This is a genomic window from Pelagicoccus sp. SDUM812005 (assembly GCF_031127875.1).
Taxonomy (GTDB): domain Bacteria; phylum Verrucomicrobiota; class Verrucomicrobiia; order Opitutales; family Opitutaceae; genus Pelagicoccus.
In genome coordinates this window covers 583,984-602,277 of sequence record NZ_JARXIA010000001.1, presented here as the reverse complement: position 1 = coordinate 602,277, position 18,294 = coordinate 583,984, and the positions used below count along the sequence as shown (strand labels likewise).

Here is an 18,294-nt window from a genome sequence, read left to right as displayed (position 1 = left end):
CCGGTCGTGAGGAAGACGCAAGCGCTACGAGGCGGCTCCCTGTCGGAATCGGGCATCGCTTAAACGTACCATGCCGCGAGGCAGGCGCGCAGAACAATTGCGTTAACTAGGAAGTAGCGACGCAGGCCCCATTCGGCTTCACCCCATCGCTTCGGAAAGCCGCAATCCTAGGCCTCACCCTTCGCTTTTCCATCCCACTATTTTCCCAAGCTAATGTTCTTCCTCAACCGGACGGCAGGGACAATTTTAAGCGCGACGAGAGCGGTTCCCCATCGAATGTAAAAATACCTAAACCCGCTCTAACGGCCGCGATCAGCTTCCTTAATATTTGCGATCAATAACAAGCGAAACGCGGGAAAAAGGGTCGGTCCGTTGACGATTAGTATAAGTATTGCTTACTGATAAATACGCGCGAAATTAATCAACCGACCTGAACCCGTTTCGCGCTGAACTTACAGATGCACTAGAAATGAAGTACAGAAATGCAGCAGAAATCCGAGTTTCCCGATCTGGGTCAGTCATTGGAGCGATCAGCCTAGCCTTGCTCACGACCTGGGGACAGTCGCAAGAAGAATCCGATGAATTCTTCGAGCTCGAACCCTTCCGAGTAGTCGGCTCCCACCTTCTCGTCACAGAAATGGCGGACCGGTCAAACATCACCCCCGTCGCGGTCGTGCTTGCCTCGGACTTCGACGCGAAGGGATTCTCGACCACCAGCGAAGCCCTGCAATCGCTTTCCGTAAACAACGGCGGATCCGTTCCCATCTCCAACAATGCGACCGGCTTCACGCCTTCCGCCTCGTCGGTCTCGCTGCGCGGCCTCGGCCCCGAAGCAACCTTGGTGCTGATAAACGGACGCCGCGTAGCTCCCTTTCCTGTTGGGACCGACGGCACGACCGCTTTCGTCGATCTCAATTCGTTTCCTCTCGCAGCCATCGATCGCATCGAAGTTCTGAAAGACGGGGCATCGGCTCTCTACGGAGCGGACGCCGTAGCTGGGGTGGTCAACATCGTTACCAAGCGAGATTTCCAAGGCACCGAACTCACCGTCAAATACGGCAATACCTCCAAAGCGGACGCCGGAGATCTCACCGTGAACATCGTCAGCGGAAAATCCGACGAAGACGGCAGCGTCACGGTGGGCGCCAACTACTATAAGCGCAACGCGATCTTCAACCGCGACCGTTCCTACTCGGAAGTACCGCCATTTCTCAGCTCCAACGCGAGCCCGCTCAACTTCCAAATTACTCGCGAGGCCGCCCTGCAGGCCCTCGGGCTCGACTCCGATGCAGCGATCCCAGGCCTGGACGATGGAGTCGAGCCTGAAGATCGGGAAGACCTCTTCTTCGCTTCGACCTACGACAATCGGGAGAACAACGACGGTAACTTGCCCGCAACCGACTACCAGTACACCGATGGTCGCAGCTCCTCCTACAATTACAACGAAACCTCGGGCTCGTATCCAGAATACGAGCGCAAAGGTGGATTCCTCTCGTGGGACAAAAGAATCAAGGGAACCGAGCACGTATTTCTCTACGGCGATCTGTTCTACCAAAACACCTATTCCGTGAACGAGCTCGCCCCCTCCGCGACCGGCAACTTCGGCAATCCAGGCGGCGTCTCCCTCGTGATCCCCGCCAATTCAACAACCCCCATCCTCACCCCCGACGAGGTAGAGGCAGGTCAGCGCACCGCAGCGGAAGGCGCCTACAACCCCTTCAACCCCTTCAACCAAGACTTTTCCGGCGGCACCCGAGCGCGCCTCGCAGAATTCGGCAATCGAATCTACCGCGACACCAACGACGCGCTCAACGCGACCCTCGGCCTCAAGTCAGACGTCCTGTTCGGAAACTGGAACCTCGATGCGTCGCTCAGCTACAGCAGCATCAAGAATACGACCCGCAATACGCTCGTATCCATCTCCAAGTTCAATCGCCTCAACAACGCTGCCGATCCCATCTTCGATCCCGAAAGCGACGAGTACATCGGCACCACCATCCCCTACAACCCCTTCGGCTACTACCGCAACGAGATCGAAAACAACCAGCTCATCGCATCCTACGCCAAAGTCGACTTGAAGGACACCAACGAATCCAGCCTCTACGGCTCGCAACTGGTGCTCAGCAACAGCGACCTCTTCCGCATAAACGAAAACCCAGTCGGCGTCGCCTTCGGCCATGAGTATCGCTGGGAGACTCTCGTGCAATCCCCGGACTCCGCCGCTTCCACGGGAGATGTGATCGGATCCTCCACGGCGAACATCACCGATGCTGAACGCGAAATCGGTTCCCTCTACTTCGAGATGAACCTACCTCTCGTCCTGCCTGAAAACGATGCCTCGTGGGCCCACTCCTTCACCGCGAACATCGCCGGCCGCTACGAAGATTTCGTCACCCAGCAAGACAGCATCTTCGTACCGAAGGCATCCTTTCGCTACCTTCCCTTCGACGATAGCTTCGCGATCCGAGCGACCTGGGGAGAGGGCTATCGCCAGCCCTCCATGTACGAACTCTACGCGCAAGGACTCACCTATACGCTCACCGCTGTCACCAATCCCCTCTCTGACGTCAACGAGCCGGAACAGGATGCGACCATCGCCAGCAATCCCGACCTGCGGGCCGAGGAGTCGACCAATACTTCTTTCGGACTCATATGGACGCCCAACTTCCTCAGCACCGCCACCAGCGCCACCAGCTTCAACCTCGACTTTTGGAGCATCGAAAGAAACGGCAACGTCACCGTGGATCACCAGGATGTGGTAAACCGCTACTTCGCGAACGAAACGCTGCTGCCCGGCGAAGGCGTGCAGCTGGACGCCAGCGACCAAATCGTCCTCGTAAACGGAATCTTCCGCAATCTCGGCAACGAAGACGCAACCGGTTTCGACATCGGAGCCAGCTACTTCGTCGCTAACGATATGGGGCGCTGGGACTTTTCGGTAAACGCTTCCTACCTCGACTCCTACGAAGTCCAACAGTTTCCAAGCGCTCCGTTTTTTGAATACGCGGGTTGGACCGAAGACGTCCTCTTCGACAATGCCACAGGCGAACCCAGCCCCGGAGCCGGCGACGACGCTTACCTGAAATGGAAGGGCGAGCTGGCCGCGACCTGGACGAAAGGGAACACTACCGTAAACTTGGTTGGCAACTACAAGGACGGTTTCCGTGACTTCAGCTTCGATTGGGATCCTAGCGCCCCGAGCGACCCAACAGGCTTCAACCAAGTCGAAGCCACTATGATCTGGGATATCACCGCGAGTCACGACTTCTGGAAAGGCCAAGAAACGTGGTTCGGAGACACAAAAGTAACAGTCGGCATCCGCAACCTCTTCAACGAGGCACCGCCCTATGTTTCATCTTGGGGCAACAACTCGACCGGGTACGCCGGATTCCTCTACTCCGCGGAAGGACAGTTCACCTTCGTTTCCATCAACAAGAAACTCTAATCGATCACTTGAGCAGTATCCTGCAGCGCCAAGCCTTCTCCAGCGACCGCGCTGCAGGATCCAGCCTCATCGACAAACAAGCTTGCAGCGACGAGCTCTCGACGAGCACAAGCGAGGTCCCGTTCCTATGCCTCCACCGCTACCCGCGGCTTGATGGTATCCAGCACTTCCTTGGCGGTCATCTGCCAAGTCGGCAATATCGAGGACTGAATTCCGTTCTTCAAATCGTCGACCAAATGGCGGTTCTCGATCAAACGGCGCAATTGCGAGGCAAGATCCTCCGAATCCTCAGGCTTGAAGAAACTCACTCCGCCGAAGCGCGAAGTCTCCCGCACCGGCTGCAGCTTCGAACTGAGCACCGGCAGCCCGCTCCAAAGCGACTCCAGCACCGGTAAACCGCAGCCCTCCGAACGGGACGCGAAAAGCAGCAGGTCCATGGAAGGAATCAAGCGCTTCAGTTCCTCGTCCTCGATATGCCCATGCAATTTGATCGAACGCCCGGACTTGACCATGCGCTTGATGCGACGCTCGATGTCCTTGCCGAAATACGGATTCGCGCGGCCGACGATGTGCAAATTAAACTCCAAGCCGTCATCCCAAAGACGGCTGCACGCATCTAGAGCCAGGTCATGCCCCTTCCGCTTTTCGATGATTCCCAATACCAGCACATCGAACGCATCCCCTTCGCTGCTGGCAGGAATCATCGGCTCGCTGAAAAGTCCGTCCGCCCCGAGCTGGATCGACTTCACGGAAGGCGAATACTCGTAGCCGAGCCATTCCCAATACTCCTCCAGGACGATGGAACTGTGCTGAGAAACCCCGAAAACCCCATCGAACAGGCTCAGCATCTTCATGTAGCTGGGGTGACGCTGCACGCTGTGCGGCCAAGTAAACTCTGGGTGCCGCAGCGGTATCGCATCGTGAAAGATTGCGTAAGCCCGACAAGTCGACGACCTCAGGAACGACTCGATCCCCGGACGCTCGAAATCGTTAAAAAGCTCCGCCGTCAGCAACACGTCCTCCGGTTCGATACAAAAGTCGCGGCCAATCGAAGGGGCCCGAAAGCTCTGCTTGCGCTCGCTCCAGACGACTTCCACTAGCTCGTCGCCCAAAGCCCGCTTCAGCTCGGTTTTCAGGCAATTGGAAACACGCAACACTCCCGAGTAGTGGGACTGCTTGCTCGCTTTAGTAACATCGAATAATAGGCGACCAGACATAACGGTATAAACAAGGGTAGGATATCCACTTCCTAACATGAGGTGGACTGGGGATCTCTCAAGCCCCTACCTTAAATAGTTTCCCCTCATGCCCGCAAAAATCAACGGCTCGAGCCAAAAAAATCAGTCCTCCGCCACCCGCAAGAAGAGCGATCCGTCCCCGTCCGATTCCGGAACCACAAAGCGCAGGCGCTCCGCGGTCGCTTCCGCATCCTCCACGAAGGTCCACTGCTGCATGTCCGAGCTTCTCTCCACCCGATAGAACACGCCCGGCACCGACTCGAACTCGACCTCCATCCCCACCCCTGGAGCGTAGTCCTGATCCGTGATCACCAAATCGTAGGATGGCGGAGCCAACGGATCCCGATTCGCTCGATCGCCAAACAAAGCCACGATCTGCCCGTCCGGAACCTCCAACGGATCCGCGAAGTCCACGCCCGCCAGCGCTGCCGGGACTCGCGGACGCTTGAAGCGAAAGTAGTCGATCGCCGCGTTCAGGTCGGGACTATGCCCGTCGATGGAGCTGCGATTGTGCTCGAAGGGATCCATCAGCTCCACCGACTCCCAATCCGTGTAAGCCGTGATCCCTACCTGCAAAGTATCCGGCATGTCACTACGCCGGTAACGACGATGCACTTCCCAATCGCCGCCCTCCAGCTTGCGCAAAACCAAAAAGACTTCCCCGAGCCGCACGACCTGGATAATCGCTCGCGGCGCCCCGGCATCGATCTCCAAGCTGGAAGCGCTGTTCACCGTCGACTTCACTTCGAACTGGTAGTGTCCCGGGTTGTTGCCCGTTCCCAAGGAAAGGAAAATATAGTTTTCGCCGTTCGCTCTCCAATCCGAAGGCTGCCTTATCGAATCCCGCGGCGCCCGGGCCATGATTCCCGCCAGCGAATAGGAAGAAGCCGGCGCCCCGTCGAGAGCCCTGTTGCGGGGCTCCACCTCCATGGTCGCTACGAAATCTCCCGCGATCCGCTTGTACATCAAGATGCCCCGCCAATCCCGATACCAAGAGCTGGTCTTCGGCACCATGGTCAGGTAGCCGCCGCGGGATTCGCCCACGTCGACCGACTGCATCTGATCCGCCCCCCAGCCTTCCGTCTCGAAGATGCGACTCCAGTTCGAGAGGCTCGACGCGGCCTCGAACTCGTCGCTCAGCGTACTCAGGTCATCCGCGAAGGAAGCTGGTAGGAAGCAAAACAAGGAAAGGGGTAGTAGCTGGATACACTTGGGCGCCATAGCCTGCCATTCGACCTCAAGGCGAAGGCTTGAGCCGACCTAAGCGAATTTGAGCTACTTCCCCAAGAAAACGGAATCCCCGCTGCGAGTCATCACCCACAGGCGACCTCTAAACACTCAAGAAGGTACCCCGTATTTCTATCAGCCACGAACTCTCGCTCCACCCAAGCCCGCGCCGCCTGCGACAAGCGCGAACGCAAGTCCCCGTCTACCTGCAGTTCCCGGCAACGCTCCACCCACGCGTCCGGCTCCCACGGGGCGCAGATAAACCCGGTCTCGCCATCGCGAACCGCCTCCACCACTCCGGAAACCGGGGAGCCGATCACCACCGCACCACTGGCCATCGCCTCCGGAACCACGTTCGGCAGGCCGTCGCGATCTCCGCTGGCGGCCACGATTCCCGTATGAAACAACAGGTCCGCCCAGGCGAGTTGCTCCAGGACCGCCTCTTCCGAAAGGCGTCCGGTCAAACAAACTTCCGCCCCCAGACCCAGTTCCTCGATTCCGGCTCGGATTTCCTCCTCCATCGGACCATCTCCAATGATCTTCGCCTCGAAAGCCAGCCCCGCCGCCTTCATGCGGCGATAGATCTCCAGCTGCAGCGGGAACCCCTTTTTTTCCACCAGGCGGGCGACGCACACAACCCGCAAGACCGGACACTCCGAACGCGGATCGCGAGCCGGCGGCAAGCGGTTCAATCCCCTGCGGATCAACTCCACCTTCGCCTCGGGACAAATAGTCCGTATCCGCCCTTCCGCTACCTGGGTCGACACGTGCACCAAGGCCGAACGCGCGCACTTCATCTCCAGCAGCCAGTCGCCACCGTACTCGAAAATATCGTAGGCATGGGCTCCACTCGAATAGCGGGTACCGGTAAGAGCTTCCGCCATGAGCCCAAACGCCGCCGGAGCGCTGGACCAGACGCAGTGCACCATGTCCGGATCCAACTCGCGTATACGCTTTTCCCATACAATTCCCGCTCCCAGTCCCAACAGGTTCTCGAAAAGGTTCAAGGCCGAGGCCGGCCGGCGCGCGTTCATTTCGCGAACGATCTCCATCAATTCCGGCCCGCGGCGCCAAAACGCCCACGGCAACAGGTAGAGCAGCTTGCAAAGCTCCCACTTGGAAAAGCGGAGCACCGGATGCCCCTCGAAATCCCTTTCGCCGCCGTGCAGCGAAACGATCTCCACCTCCACCCCGGCCTTGATCATGGCCCGGGCCTCCCGTTGGAGGAAGGTCTCGGAATAGACTGGAAAGCTAGTGGTTACGTAAAGAATTCGCATTATCAGCTGGGGCGAAGCTGCGAACCTAGGAAGCTGCTACTCGCCGACAACCTTTAAAGCAGGGCGATCCTTACCGGTCGCCGCATCGCGAGCCAACTCCACCAATAGCCGAATCGTATCCCGCGGATCGTCCTGGAAGCGCATCTTGGAAAAGCGGCGCTTCAGCTCCGTGAATTTTCCCGACGAGCGAAACCAGTCCGCCAACAAGGCCTCGAAGTCCTCCGCCTTGCTGATCTTCACCGCCGCATCGTCCTGCATGAAGTACTTTACCGTGAGCTTTTCCTGCGGCATCACGCCACCGAATCCATTGAAGACGATGGGGCACTCGAAATGCAAAGCCTCCGCGCAGGTCGTCGTACCCCCGCGTGTCACCACGAAGTCCGCCGCCTGCATGTACAAGTGGATCTCGTTGGTATAGCCGGTAATGTTGCAGCTGAAATCGGGATTCCTCTGCTTCCAATGCGTCGCCTCCAAAAAGACCTTCTGGTTTCGCCCGCAAACCACCACCGCCTGATACTTGTCCGCATGCCGCTTCAAGACTTCCAGCAAGGCAATGTGATTATTGGCGCCGGCCCCGCCTGTAGTGAGAAAAACGATACGCCGATCCGGCCTTAGCCCCAGACGCTCGGTAATAAAGCGATGACGCTCGATCGGTGTCAGGGCCTCGCGGTAGATGCGAGGCATCAGGAACTGTCCGCGTACCACGATCTTGCCGGGGTCGAGCTTCAGCGCCTTCACCGCATAGTCCTTAGCCGTCTCGGTACGGGAAATGTAGAGATCCACCGACGGCTCTACCCAATTGCGGCTGTACCCATACCCTCCGGAAAATTCGGAGCAATACGTCGCGCAGCGCACCTGTCCGCCAAGCACCTTGCGAGCATGTTGGAAATAACCTCGATTCAGGCAGTCGTGCACGCTGAACACCAAGTGCGGGCGATAGCTGCGCAAGACCTGGTCGTAGTAATGGCGGCCCAAGGAAACCTCGTTCTTGTTGAGGTAACTCAAGCCCTCGACCAGCAGGTAATAAGGATGGTGCAGCCAAGGGGCGTGGCGCTGTATGAAGTTATAGAAATGCACCCCGAAACGGGCAATCTTCGAGGAATCCTCCAGCATGCTCTCCACGCGTACGTCGACTTCCCACCCGTAAAGCTCGCGCACCCAGCGTCGGAAAGCCGTCGCCCGGGCGTCATGCCCGCCACCCGTGCTCGAAGTCAAAACCAGTATCCGTAACCCTTCCACTATCGCTTGCTGCCTGCGTTGTAGTACGAAAGATTGGCCGCCCGCTTCAGGCGATGCGAGACCAATCTCCCGAAAACCGAGGCTACAAAAGCCTGAAAAAAGCCGCCGACTCGCGCCACTCCGCTCCTGTCCCGCTGCAGAAGCTTGAGGAGCTGTCGCGCCACCTCTTCGGAGCTCGGCCCCTTCGCGACATGGCGACACATAGCCTCCCAAACCCGCTCCTGGCGACTCCCCTGCGGTCCCCCAACCATGGAGTCGTTAAAACGTGTATTCACATCTCCAAGACGCAGTTCGAGAACGCGAACCACAGCCGGATCGCACTCCAAGCTAAGAGATTCGCAAAACGCGGCCAAGCCTGCCTTCGCCACATTGTAGCCACTCATGTAGGGAATCGGATACTCGACTGCCAGAGAGCTCACGTTCACCAGCGTGCCCGGCCGCTCCGACGTCCACCTACCGAGGGAGAGGTGGGCCACTTTCATCGCACCCAAGAGCAAGGTAGCAACCTGCTGCTCCCACTGTTCCCAATCCCTTTCAGCGAAAGAACCGAAAGTCCCCGCACCTGCATTGTTGACCACGATATCGAAGTGCTGCTCAGCGAGCTTGCCCGCGTCCCACCCTTGCTGTACCGACTCGGGACTGGACAAATCCAAACGAACAGGAACCACCCCCTGCGGCCACTCTACCGCGTCAGGGTCCCGCGACGTCCCCAAAACCTGGATACCGACGCCAACAAAGGCCTCCGCGATCGCCCTACCGATCCCGCGACTCGCCCCCGTAACCAAAGCCGTTTTGCCAGTGAGTGTCACCAGACAGTCCCCAATCCAAAGCGGCGAGCCTCGAGCCAGAAACGATCGCACCCATCGCCGCAGGGCGACGGCAGAACGTGGATCGCCGGATTCGAATTCATTCCCATCTCCCTAAAGTGCCAGCAACTCGCGGGCATGCGACAAGGCCGACTTCGCTTGCCGGTCGCCCAGCATCCGAGCCAGTTCCTCCACACGACCTTCCGATTCCGTATCCATTCTGCGGATCTTCACCGCCGCCCGATCTCCGCTCTGGTCCTTCTCGACCAAGAAGTGCTGTTTTCCCAAAGCCGCCACCTGAGGCAAGTGAGTGATGCATATCACCTGATGGTTATCGCCGATCCCCTTGAGCTTTTGCCCCACGATCCTTCCGATCTCGCCTCCGACGTTGGCGTCCACTTCGTCGAAAACCAGGACCGGCACGCTGTCCACATCCGCCAATATCGTCTTCAGGGCCAACATCACGCGAGCCAGCTCGCCGCTCGAGGCCACGTCCGAGAGAGACTTCATCGGCTCGCCCACGTTCGGCGAGAAAAGCAGGTCCGGCAAGCTGTCGCCATGCGATTTCAGATTCGTCTGATCCAACATTTGGATACCGAATCGCCCTTTCTTGAAACCAAGCTCCAGCAGCATCTTCTCCGCCTTCTGGGCCAAGCTCTTGCCAGCCTTCAGACGCTTCTGCGTCAACCTCGAAGCCAGCCCCTTCAGCTCCGCTTCGATCTTGTCCGCCTCCGCATGCAAACGCTCCAAGCTGCCTTGGATGTCCCCCTGCGACTCCAAGCGCTTCTCCATCTCGTCCCGAGCCGCCAGCACCGCGTTCACATCGCGACCGTACTTGCGACGCAAATCCTGCCAGTCGTTCATCTTCTGGGTCACTTCCTGAGCGTACTCCGGCTCGAATTCCAGCGACGATCCGAGCTGCTCGTACTCCGCACCCAGCTCCTGGGTCTCGATGATCAAGCCATTGAGGCGCTCGGCCAGGTCCGAAAGGCTCGGGTCGAGCTCCGCCGCCTGCTCCGCCGCCCGCGACAATTGGGAAATCAGGTTCAAGGCGCCCTCGTCCCCGCTCAGCCCGTTGCTCAATTCCGCCGTCAGCTCCAAGAGCTCCTGCGCCCCCGAGACTCGGTTAAAATCCTGTTCCAATTGCTCGATGCTCTCCGGCGACAGCTCCAAGGCATCGATCATCCGCAACTGGGACTTGATAAAGTCGATCTGGTCCGGAGCCAATTGCGACGCTCCCTGCAATTCCTCGATCTCGCCCAAAATGGACCGCCAAGCCCGATACCGCTTCCCGTACTCCTGCGCCTCCTTCTCCAATCCACCGTAAAGGTCGATCAGCTCCAGCTGGCACTCGCTCTTAAGAAGACGCTGCGGCTCGCCCGGACCGTGGAAGTCGATCCACATCTCGCCCAACTCCTGCAGGTTGCTCAGCGTCGCGAAACTCCCATTGATCGAAATGCGAGACGGCTTCGAGACGTGCAAGGAACGCTTCAAGACCAGCATCCCCTCCTCGCAAGCCGGCAGGTTCATCCCCTCCAGCAAGGCGTCTATCGGCTGCGAATCCTCGAACCAAAGGGCTGCCTCCACTTCGCACAGCTCCGTGCCGGAGCGAATCACCGACTTGTCGGTACGGGCCCCGGACAAGAGGCTCAAGGCGCCCAGCAGGACGCTTTTCCCGGCGCCCGTTTCCCCCGTGACAACGGTGAATCCCGATTCGAAATCGATCGAAGCAGATTCCAGCAAGGCGAGATTGGCGATTTTCAGATATTGAAGCATGGCGACAGTTTACAGGTACCCCTCAGAAATTGGCTGTCCTACCCCTGAAAATCACGCCTGAAATTTAGCGAAATTTGTTCTTGCCCAAGATTTCGATCAATACCAACTTCTGGCCTTCAAATTTCGGACCGCTGGGAACCTTCCCGGAAGTCAGAACAAAAATGGGGGATTAGCTCAGTTGGTTAGAGCGCTACCTTGACATGGTAGAGGTCCCGAGTTCGAGCCTCGGATCTCCCACCATTTTAACCGAAGGAATTAAACGCCTTCGGACTTTTTGTGCCCTATTTCCAAGACCCGCCCCAAAGATCCGAGGCGAGGAATCAACCTCGGATCTCCCACCATTTTAAACCGAAGGAAACAAACGCCTTCGGTCTTTTTGTGCCCTATTCCCAAGACCCGCCCCAAAGATCCGAGGCGAGAACGAGCCGAGTACCAGGCCGTAGGGTTGCCGCTTGCGGCACACCGCGATTCCCCGATCCATCCATTCTTTCCCCATCGCGACAAGGGTACCCCCGGCGCCCCCCTCCGGCAAACAGCCAACTGCAACCATCCAGCCCTGACACTTCAAACTCCCCAACAAACAAAAAGTTAGAGCGCCCCCTGCCCAATTTTCCCCGAATCGCTATCGCACTACTCGGCCCTGGTGTCCTAGGGTACGCTTCCGCCCCGAAAAACGATAGCGCCGATGAAAAGACGAATTTGTCAGGGCCTGGCCCCGCTCCTCTGTATCCTTTTGCCACTCGCCGCAGCCCTGCAGGCTGAGGTCAAGCTCCCGAGCATCGTAAGCGACGGCATGGTCCTGCAACGGGGCACTCCCCTCGAGCTTTGGGGTTGGGCCTCCCCGGGCGAAGCCGTTCGCGTCAGCTTTCGAGGCGAACGCTACGAAACCCAGGCCGACCCAAACGGCGACTGGTCCCTGCTCACCGATAGCTTCGAAGCGGGCGGCCCCTACGAGCTGATCATCTCGGCCAGCAACCAGATCACCGTGAGCGACGTTCTCGTTGGCGACGTCTGGCTCTGTTCCGGTCAGTCCAACATGACCCACGCGTTCAATCGCTGGCAGGAGGAGTACGCCACCGAAATCGCCGCTTCCGAAAACACGGAGATCCGCCAATTCTACGTTCCCACCAACCCTGTATTGTCTGGACCGATACAGGACACGCCACCGCAAGCCTGGAAAGCAGCCAACCCGCGAAATCTGCTCGACTTCACCGTAGTCGGCTACTTCTTCGCCAAGAAGATTCACGACACCCTCTCCGTCCCCCAAGGCATCATCATGTCCTGCGTCGGCGGCACCCGCATCGAAGCCTGGACCAGCGAAAACGGCTTCAATCAATTCCCCGAACTCCTCGAAACCATCGAACGAAACAAGGACGCCGCCTACGTCGCCCGCGTCAACCAAGAGGCCAAAGCCGATCGCAAGGCCCATCCTGCCATCGAAACCATTGACCAAGGCCTAGCCAGCCAGCCCGCATGGTACGACCCGTCCTACCCAGCCCCTAACTGGAAACCGATCAACGTCCCTGGATACTGGGAGCATCAAGGCGTTCGCGACCTCGACGGAGTCGTTTGGTACCGCCGCGAAGTCGACGTCCCTAAATCCATGCTCGGAACACCCCTTACCTTAAAGCTGGGACGCATCCGCAACGCCGACGATGTCTATCTAAACGGAAAACGGATCGGCGGGACCACCTACGAGTATCCGCAACGCCGCTACACCGTGCCAGCCGACCTCCTGCAAGCTGGCAGCAACCTGCTCGTGGTGCGCATTTCCAATTCATCCGGAAACGGCGGCTTCATTCCGGACAAGCCCTACCAGCTCGAAGGCGCCGGACAAACGATCGACCTCAAGGGCACCTGGCACTACCGCGTGGGCGAAGTCTACCGGCCCAACCCTCATCGCTACAAAAGCGGCATCAACGCCCAATCCCAACCGGCCGCCCTCTACAACGGCATGATCGCTCCGCTCACTCGCTACCCGATTCGCGGCGCCCTCTGGTACCAAGGCGAGTCCAACGCGGGCGACCCCGAAGCCTACGCCAAACTCCTGCCCAACCTTATCGAGAACTGGCGACAGGAGTGGGACAACCCTGAGCTTACCTTCTTGATCGCCCAACTTCCCCGCTTCATGGACGTCGACTATCTGCCCGCCGAAAGCAACTGGGCCCTCATGCGTGAGGCCCAAATGGATACAGCCCGCGCCCTGCCCCACACCGGCATCGGCATCAACATCGACCTCGGCGAGTGGAACGACATCCATCCCGGCAAGAAAAAGCCAGTCGGCGAACGCCTCGCCCTCCAAGCCCTCAAGCTCTCCTTCGGCGCCGATATAGTGCCATCCGGCCCCACTTTCCTGTCCCAAGAAATCAAGGACGGAACCATCGAGCTGAGCTTCGAAAACGTGGGCAGCGGCCTCGTATCCAACAACGGCGAGGGGCTCGCCCACTTCGCCATCGCCGGAGCGGACAAGGCCTTCGTCTGGGCCGAAGCCAAAATCGAGGGAAACAAAGTGTTGGTCTGGAGCACCGAAATCAAGGAGCCCCGCTTCGTCCGCTACGCTTGGGCAGACAACCCCGACTTCGCCAACCTCGCCAACCGCGAAGGACTCCCCGCCGCCCCCTTCCGCACCGATCCCTAAGAAGTCGCGCCACCCCCTAAAAAAGTCTCCTGCTCTCGCTAAAATTACTGAGGCAGAGAGCTCGCCAAACAAGGGTAAGCCCTCTACTGCAAACAGGATGAAAATCCTGAAAGTCGATTGCGATTCCCAAGTCGCGGCCTGGCTCTCTGCGCAGCACCCCAACCTGCAGCAGGGCTCGGCCGAAAGCGACCTACCGATCAGCGGCTATTCAGATAGAGTCGACATCATCATCGTGGGTCCTCCCTGCGGCCAAGCCGTATCCCTCGCCAAGGCCGTATCCAACTGGCCCAGCGCCCCACCGACCATCTTCCTGGCCCTGCCGCAAGACCTGGAAACGCTCGACCAGCTGATGCGCTACACCCCCGGAGTCGGCAAAAACATCATCGTCAGCGAGTTCAGCGAAAAAGCCTTCCTCGCCAGCATCGAGCAAGCCCTCGAGATCTGCCGCAAACGCGCCGAGCTCGGCATCGCCTCCCACGACAAGCACGCCGCCATCAACTCGAACATGTCGCCCAGCTGGCTCCTGCAGCTGCTGCTCAAGCACCTCCCCGAGTACATCTACTTCAAGGATACCGCCGGACGCTTCCTCGCAGTGAGCGACTACACCGCCATTCGCTGCGGATTGGAAAACCCAAGCGACGCCATCGGGCTCACCGACTTCGATCTCTTCGACCCCGAGCACGCCGCCGAAGCCGCCGCGGACGAAGCGGACCTCATCCAAGGCAAGGTCTACCGCGTGGACAAGGAGGAGTTCGTGACCTGGAAGGGCAACAAGATCTGGGTCGAGTCCGTCAAGCTCCCCATGAAATCGCGCTCCGGCTACCCGCTGGGCACCTTCGGAATCTCGCGCGACATCACCACCAAGAAGCTGATGGCGGAACAATTGGAACGGCAGCACAAGCAGCTGGAAGACGAGCTCAAGCTCGCCCGCACCCTGCAGCGAAGCTTGCTCACCAAGGGCATTCCGAGCTTCGAGAACGAGCAAGGCGAGGACTTGCTCAACTTCGACGCCAAACACATCGCCTCCTCCCAACTCAGCGGAGACTTCTACTCCGTCCTGCGTACCCCTTCGGGCAACGCCGCCATCTTCCTCGCGGACGTCATGGGCCACGGCGCCCAAGCCGCCATGGTGACCGCCATGCTCTACGCCGCCGTCAACGAAATCTCCCACCTCGCCGACGATCCATCCCGCTTCATGGTCGAGATCAACTCCATGCTGCACACCTGGCTCAGCGAAAAGGGGCACCTCATCTTCGCGACCGGCTCCTTCTGCTACATCGACTTCTCCCAGCGTCACGCCACCTTCTGCCAAAACGGCAGCAACCACGTCCTGCTCCACGACGACCGGCAAAACGAGATCCCCATCAATCCCGCCCTCGGACTGATCCCTTCCGACTCCTTCGAGACCAAGGAACTCGCCTACCAAGCCGGCGACGAATTCCTCTTCTTCACCGATGGGATTACCGAAGCCCAAAACAGCCAAGGCGAACCCTTCGGCAGCGAGCGCCTAAGCAGCATCCTGCGCCAACACAACGACGCCCCAGACTCTACCCTCGTACAGGAAATCGTCGCCCAACTCCAGACCTTCACCAACAGGAGAACCCAGGACGACGACATCTGCCTCATGTCCACGCGCATGATCTAGGGCTCCGCGCACCGCCTCACCCAGCCGCTAGTTCCCCAGCGGGGCCAAATCGCTGCTAAACGGACTCGCCGACATCTCGAACGTATCCACATCGTCAGGACGCCGCGGATCGTAGCCCTCGAAATCCTCGACCAACCAGCGAGCCAGAGGAAGCTTCGCGTCGACGATTCCCTGCGCCACGCACTGAGCTAGCTGGTAGGCTCCATAGTTGTTGTGGTGGGTCGCATCCTTGCCGCCGTTGCTGAATGCCTTCGGCGCATCCTCTACCCCCAGGGCCTCGTACAGGGCCACGCTCATCGGCTGCAGATCGATCAATGCGACGCCCTGCTCCCGAGCCACCTCCCGCATCGCCTGCGGATACCCGCCCAGCGTGCTCTCGATCTTACCATCCCGATCGAAGCGGCGTCGCTCCATCGACGTCACCAAGACCGGCGTCGCCCCGCGCAGGCGAGCCTCGGCAATTAAGACATTGAGATAGGCTTTATAAGTCGTCCCCGCCTCCACATAAGTCTGCGGCCACTGCTGCTTCTGGTCGTTGTGCGTGAATTGGATAAATAGGTAATCCCCAGCTCGCATGCCTTCCAGAACCTTGGCCAAGCGCAGCCCTGTCATAAAAGATTTCAGGGTCTCGCCCGACTCCGCATGGTTGGACACCGCCACCTCGTCCTTGAAAAAGCGCGACAGCATCTGCCCCCAACTCGCCGCCGGTTCGTAGGGTTGATCCGTCACCGTCGAGTCTCCCACCAAATAGAACGTCGGCACCTCAACCTTTTCGATCTCCAGGGAACGTACCTTCGGCGCCGCCCCGTTAAACTCGATCGTCAGCTTATCGTCCCAATGCAGCTTCCCGATCTCCCGCTCGTTGAGGACCACTACCCTCCCACCGGTCGCATACTTTTCCGGCGGTACCAACTTATGGTTACGCGTATTGGCGATCACACTACGCGTTACGAAGACGCCCGCAGCCGTTTCCACCTTTTCCAATAGCAAACGGCGCGACTCGACCTTCACCGTATTGGACGACGCCTCCCCCGCATCGCCAAACTCGATGGTGAGACGATAGTTTCCATCCTTCGCCGAAACCGAAAAATAGAATGCACCTTCGTCTCCATCGGGCGACGTTCCCAAATCGAAACCGTAACCGCGCTCCGCATCGTACACATCCTCAACCCCGACTTGAATCTCGCCTTCCCTCGCCGCCTCCGGGCCAAACCGAAAACGCACCGGATACCCATCGCCCACATTCACCGTCATGAAGCCCTGCAAAGGATTCTCCTCCAAGGCTCGCAAGCCCTCCGCGACGCACTGAGCATTCAATATCGCGCCCTCCCGACTGGTATGCGTGTGCGCGTCTCCAAAAAGTGGATCCACCGCCCTCTTCCCCAAAGCATCGTACTTATCTGCCACCAAATGGTTCAGGTCCACGAAGGGAACCCCTTCCGCGGCCGCCACCTGTTTCGCCCAACCCCGATAGCTGCCGACGCTTCGATTGATCTTACCCGCCTCGCTCCAAGACTTGCGCGGCACGGGCGAGCAAACGATCGGAGTCACCCCCGCCTCCTTCGCCGCTTGGATATATTGCCGCAGGTACCAACCGTAAGTATGCACCACCTCCCGCTTGCCGGTCACCATGTTATCGATGGTTTCCGTTTCCTCCCCGATTCCCTTGATTGTGCCGCGAGCGCGCTTGGCATCGTTGAGGGCGATATCATCGTTGTGCCCGAACTGCAGAATCAAGAAATCGCCGGGCTTCATCATCCCTTGCACCCGCTTCCAATAAGGACCGGTGTAAAAAGTGCGGCTGCTCAAGCCCCCTACCGCGCGGTTCACCACGTTAATTTCCCCTGCATCGAAGTGCTCCTCCAGAAACGCGCCCCAACCCCACTGCCCATTGCCGCCATCCCCGCGTCCGTTGCGAACCGTAGAATCGCCAATGAGAAAAACGGTCGGCTTCTCGCCGTCGGCCGGAATCGGCAAACGCAACCATGACAGCGTATCCGCTGGCACCGCTTCCCCTTTCTCGGAAAGCCATTCGGCCACTGGACTCGGGCGAAGTCCCTTCAAGCCGGCCGTCACCGTTTCCGCATTCACCACGGCTCCTTCTAGGCCTGTGTGCACGTAGTCCTGCGGGAAATACACGTCCAGAGCTTCCTTCGACCCCAAGGGCTCCAAGCGGTCCACCACAGGGTTGGTGATATCGATGAAGGCAACATCGAGCTCTTTCGCCAATTGATAGCTCCAATAGCTATAGCGCCCCGACCCTCGTTCCAAGCGGCCGTCCTTCCAATGGTTGCGAGCCGTCAAGGAAAGCAAAACCGGAGTCGCTCCCTTTTCTCGCGTATCCATGATAATCTTACGCAGGTAATGCCCAAAGGTATATACGATTTCGCGCTTGCCGGTAACCGCATTGAGAATCTCTTCGCTCTCCTCGCCCAAGCCCGGCAAGCTTCCGCGGGCTCGCAAGGGCCGGCTCGATCCCTCCGGCTCGCGATTGATGGCGCCCCCATCGTTGTGTCCAAACTGGATCAGTACCACGTCACCCACCTCCACTTGCTGCAAAAGCGAATCCCAGTGCCCTTCCGTAATGAACGTCCGGCTGCTGCGGCCGCCGCGCGCGCAATTGACCACCTCTACTTTTTCCTCGTCGAAAAAGTCGGCGAACGGCGCTGCCCAGCCGACTCGATCCGACCCATTGCCCGCTGCCGCCGTCGAATCCCCGGCTACGAACAACCGGGCGCGGCGGGCCGTTTCCTCCGCGCCCGAGGCGCCGGAAAGCAAAAGAGCCAAAAGGACGGAAAGCAGAGCGATCGAGCGAAAGCGGGGCGAGGACATGTGCAAATTCATACGGGGCAGAGTTAGGCAAAGCTGACGCGAGCGCTCCACCCGAGCAACCCCGTACAGTCAGAAACCCGAAGGTCGGCCGGCCGCCAAATTCGGACTGTAAACAAAAATCCAAGGCGCAGACCTTTGACCGCCTTCCTTTTGCCAGCAGGATTCCCTTCC

General features: G+C 59.0%; 10 protein-coding genes and 1 tRNA gene. 4 read left to right on the top strand and 7 right to left on the bottom strand.

The window, feature by feature from the left end; translation table 11 throughout:
- The first annotated feature begins 469 nt into the window (after positions 1-469).
- Entirely contained in the window at positions 470-3,445 is a 2,976-nt protein-coding gene (locus QEH57_RS02240; RefSeq protein ID WP_309005040.1) for a TonB-dependent receptor, read from the top strand.
- A gap of 125 nt (positions 3,446-3,570) precedes the next feature.
- Here the strand turns inward: QEH57_RS02240 and QEH57_RS02235 are convergent, their stop codons facing one another.
- From QEH57_RS02235 to recN, 6 genes are all read right to left on the bottom strand, one after another.
- Positions 3,571-4,662 carry a glycosyltransferase gene (locus QEH57_RS02235; protein WP_309005039.1) on the bottom strand — a complete coding sequence of 364 codons (1,092 nt, stop codon included), beginning with the start codon at positions 4,660-4,662 and terminating at the stop codon, positions 3,571-3,573.
- Positions 4,663-4,785: 123 nt separating this feature from the next.
- Positions 4,786-5,904 (bottom strand): hypothetical protein, encoded by a 1,119-nt coding sequence (locus tag QEH57_RS02230; protein ID WP_309005038.1) that lies wholly within the window; start codon positions 5,902-5,904, stop codon positions 4,786-4,788.
- Between the two features lie 92 nt (positions 5,905-5,996).
- Complete coding sequence (locus QEH57_RS02225; protein WP_309005037.1) at positions 5,997-7,187, bottom strand: glycosyltransferase; 1,191 nt, start codon at positions 7,185-7,187, stop codon at positions 5,997-5,999.
- A gap of 36 nt (positions 7,188-7,223) precedes the next feature.
- Positions 7,224-8,402 (bottom strand): glycosyltransferase, encoded by a 1,179-nt coding sequence (locus QEH57_RS02220; RefSeq protein WP_309005036.1) that lies wholly within the window; start codon positions 8,400-8,402, stop codon positions 7,224-7,226.
- A gap of 23 nt (positions 8,403-8,425) precedes the next feature.
- The gene (locus QEH57_RS02215) at positions 8,426-9,235 is read right to left on the bottom strand and encodes an SDR family NAD(P)-dependent oxidoreductase (RefSeq protein WP_309005035.1); all 810 of its coding nucleotides are present in this window, start codon (positions 9,233-9,235) and stop codon (positions 8,426-8,428) included.
- A 111-nt stretch (positions 9,236-9,346) separates the two neighbouring features.
- Positions 9,347-11,008, bottom strand: a complete 1,662-nt coding sequence (gene recN, locus QEH57_RS02210) for a DNA repair protein RecN (RefSeq protein ID WP_309005034.1) — start codon at positions 11,006-11,008, stop codon at positions 9,347-9,349.
- Between the two features lie 163 nt (positions 11,009-11,171).
- On the opposite strand from recN, the gene QEH57_RS02205 reads away from it, so the two are divergent.
- The 3 genes from QEH57_RS02205 (at position 11,172) to QEH57_RS02195 (ending at position 15,291) form a co-directional block, all read left to right on the top strand.
- A tRNA-Val gene (locus tag QEH57_RS02205) sits at positions 11,172-11,248 on the top strand.
- A gap of 445 nt (positions 11,249-11,693) precedes the next feature.
- Positions 11,694-13,646: a sialate O-acetylesterase gene (locus tag QEH57_RS02200; RefSeq protein WP_309005033.1), complete on the top strand. Its 1,953-nt coding sequence runs from the start codon at positions 11,694-11,696 to the stop codon at positions 13,644-13,646.
- 97 nt (positions 13,647-13,743) lie between these two features.
- Positions 13,744-15,291 carry a SpoIIE family protein phosphatase gene (locus tag QEH57_RS02195; protein ID WP_309005032.1) on the top strand — a complete coding sequence of 516 codons (1,548 nt, stop codon included), beginning with the start codon at positions 13,744-13,746 and terminating at the stop codon, positions 15,289-15,291.
- Between the two features lie 27 nt (positions 15,292-15,318).
- On the opposite strand, the gene QEH57_RS02190 is transcribed toward QEH57_RS02195, so the two are convergent.
- Positions 15,319-18,135, bottom strand: coding sequence for a rhamnogalacturonan acetylesterase (locus QEH57_RS02190; protein ID WP_309005031.1), 2,817 nt, complete (start codon positions 18,133-18,135; stop codon positions 15,319-15,321).
- Between the last annotated feature and the right edge of the window lie 159 nt (positions 18,136-18,294).

Bases quoted from the DNA above. Each gene is read 5' to 3' on its own strand.
- QEH57_RS02240 (WP_309005040.1), top strand. From the start codon at position 470: ATGAAGTACAGAAATGCAGCAGAAATCCGAGTTTCCCGATCTGGGTCA.
- QEH57_RS02235 (WP_309005039.1), bottom strand. From the start codon at position 4,662: ATGTCTGGTCGCCTATTATTCGATGTTACTAAAGCGAGCAAGCAGTCC.
- QEH57_RS02230 (WP_309005038.1), bottom strand. From the start codon at position 5,904: ATGGCGCCCAAGTGTATCCAGCTACTACCCCTTTCCTTGTTTTGCTTC.
- QEH57_RS02225 (WP_309005037.1), bottom strand. From the start codon at position 7,187: ATGCGAATTCTTTACGTAACCACTAGCTTTCCAGTCTATTCCGAGACC.
- recN (WP_309005034.1), bottom strand. From the start codon at position 11,008: ATGCTTCAATATCTGAAAATCGCCAATCTCGCCTTGCTGGAATCTGCT.
- QEH57_RS02200 (WP_309005033.1), top strand. From the start codon at position 11,694: ATGAAAAGACGAATTTGTCAGGGCCTGGCCCCGCTCCTCTGTATCCTT.
- QEH57_RS02195 (WP_309005032.1), top strand. From the start codon at position 13,744: ATGAAAATCCTGAAAGTCGATTGCGATTCCCAAGTCGCGGCCTGGCTC.
- QEH57_RS02190 (WP_309005031.1), bottom strand. From the start codon at position 18,135: ATGAATTTGCACATGTCCTCGCCCCGCTTTCGCTCGATCGCTCTGCTT.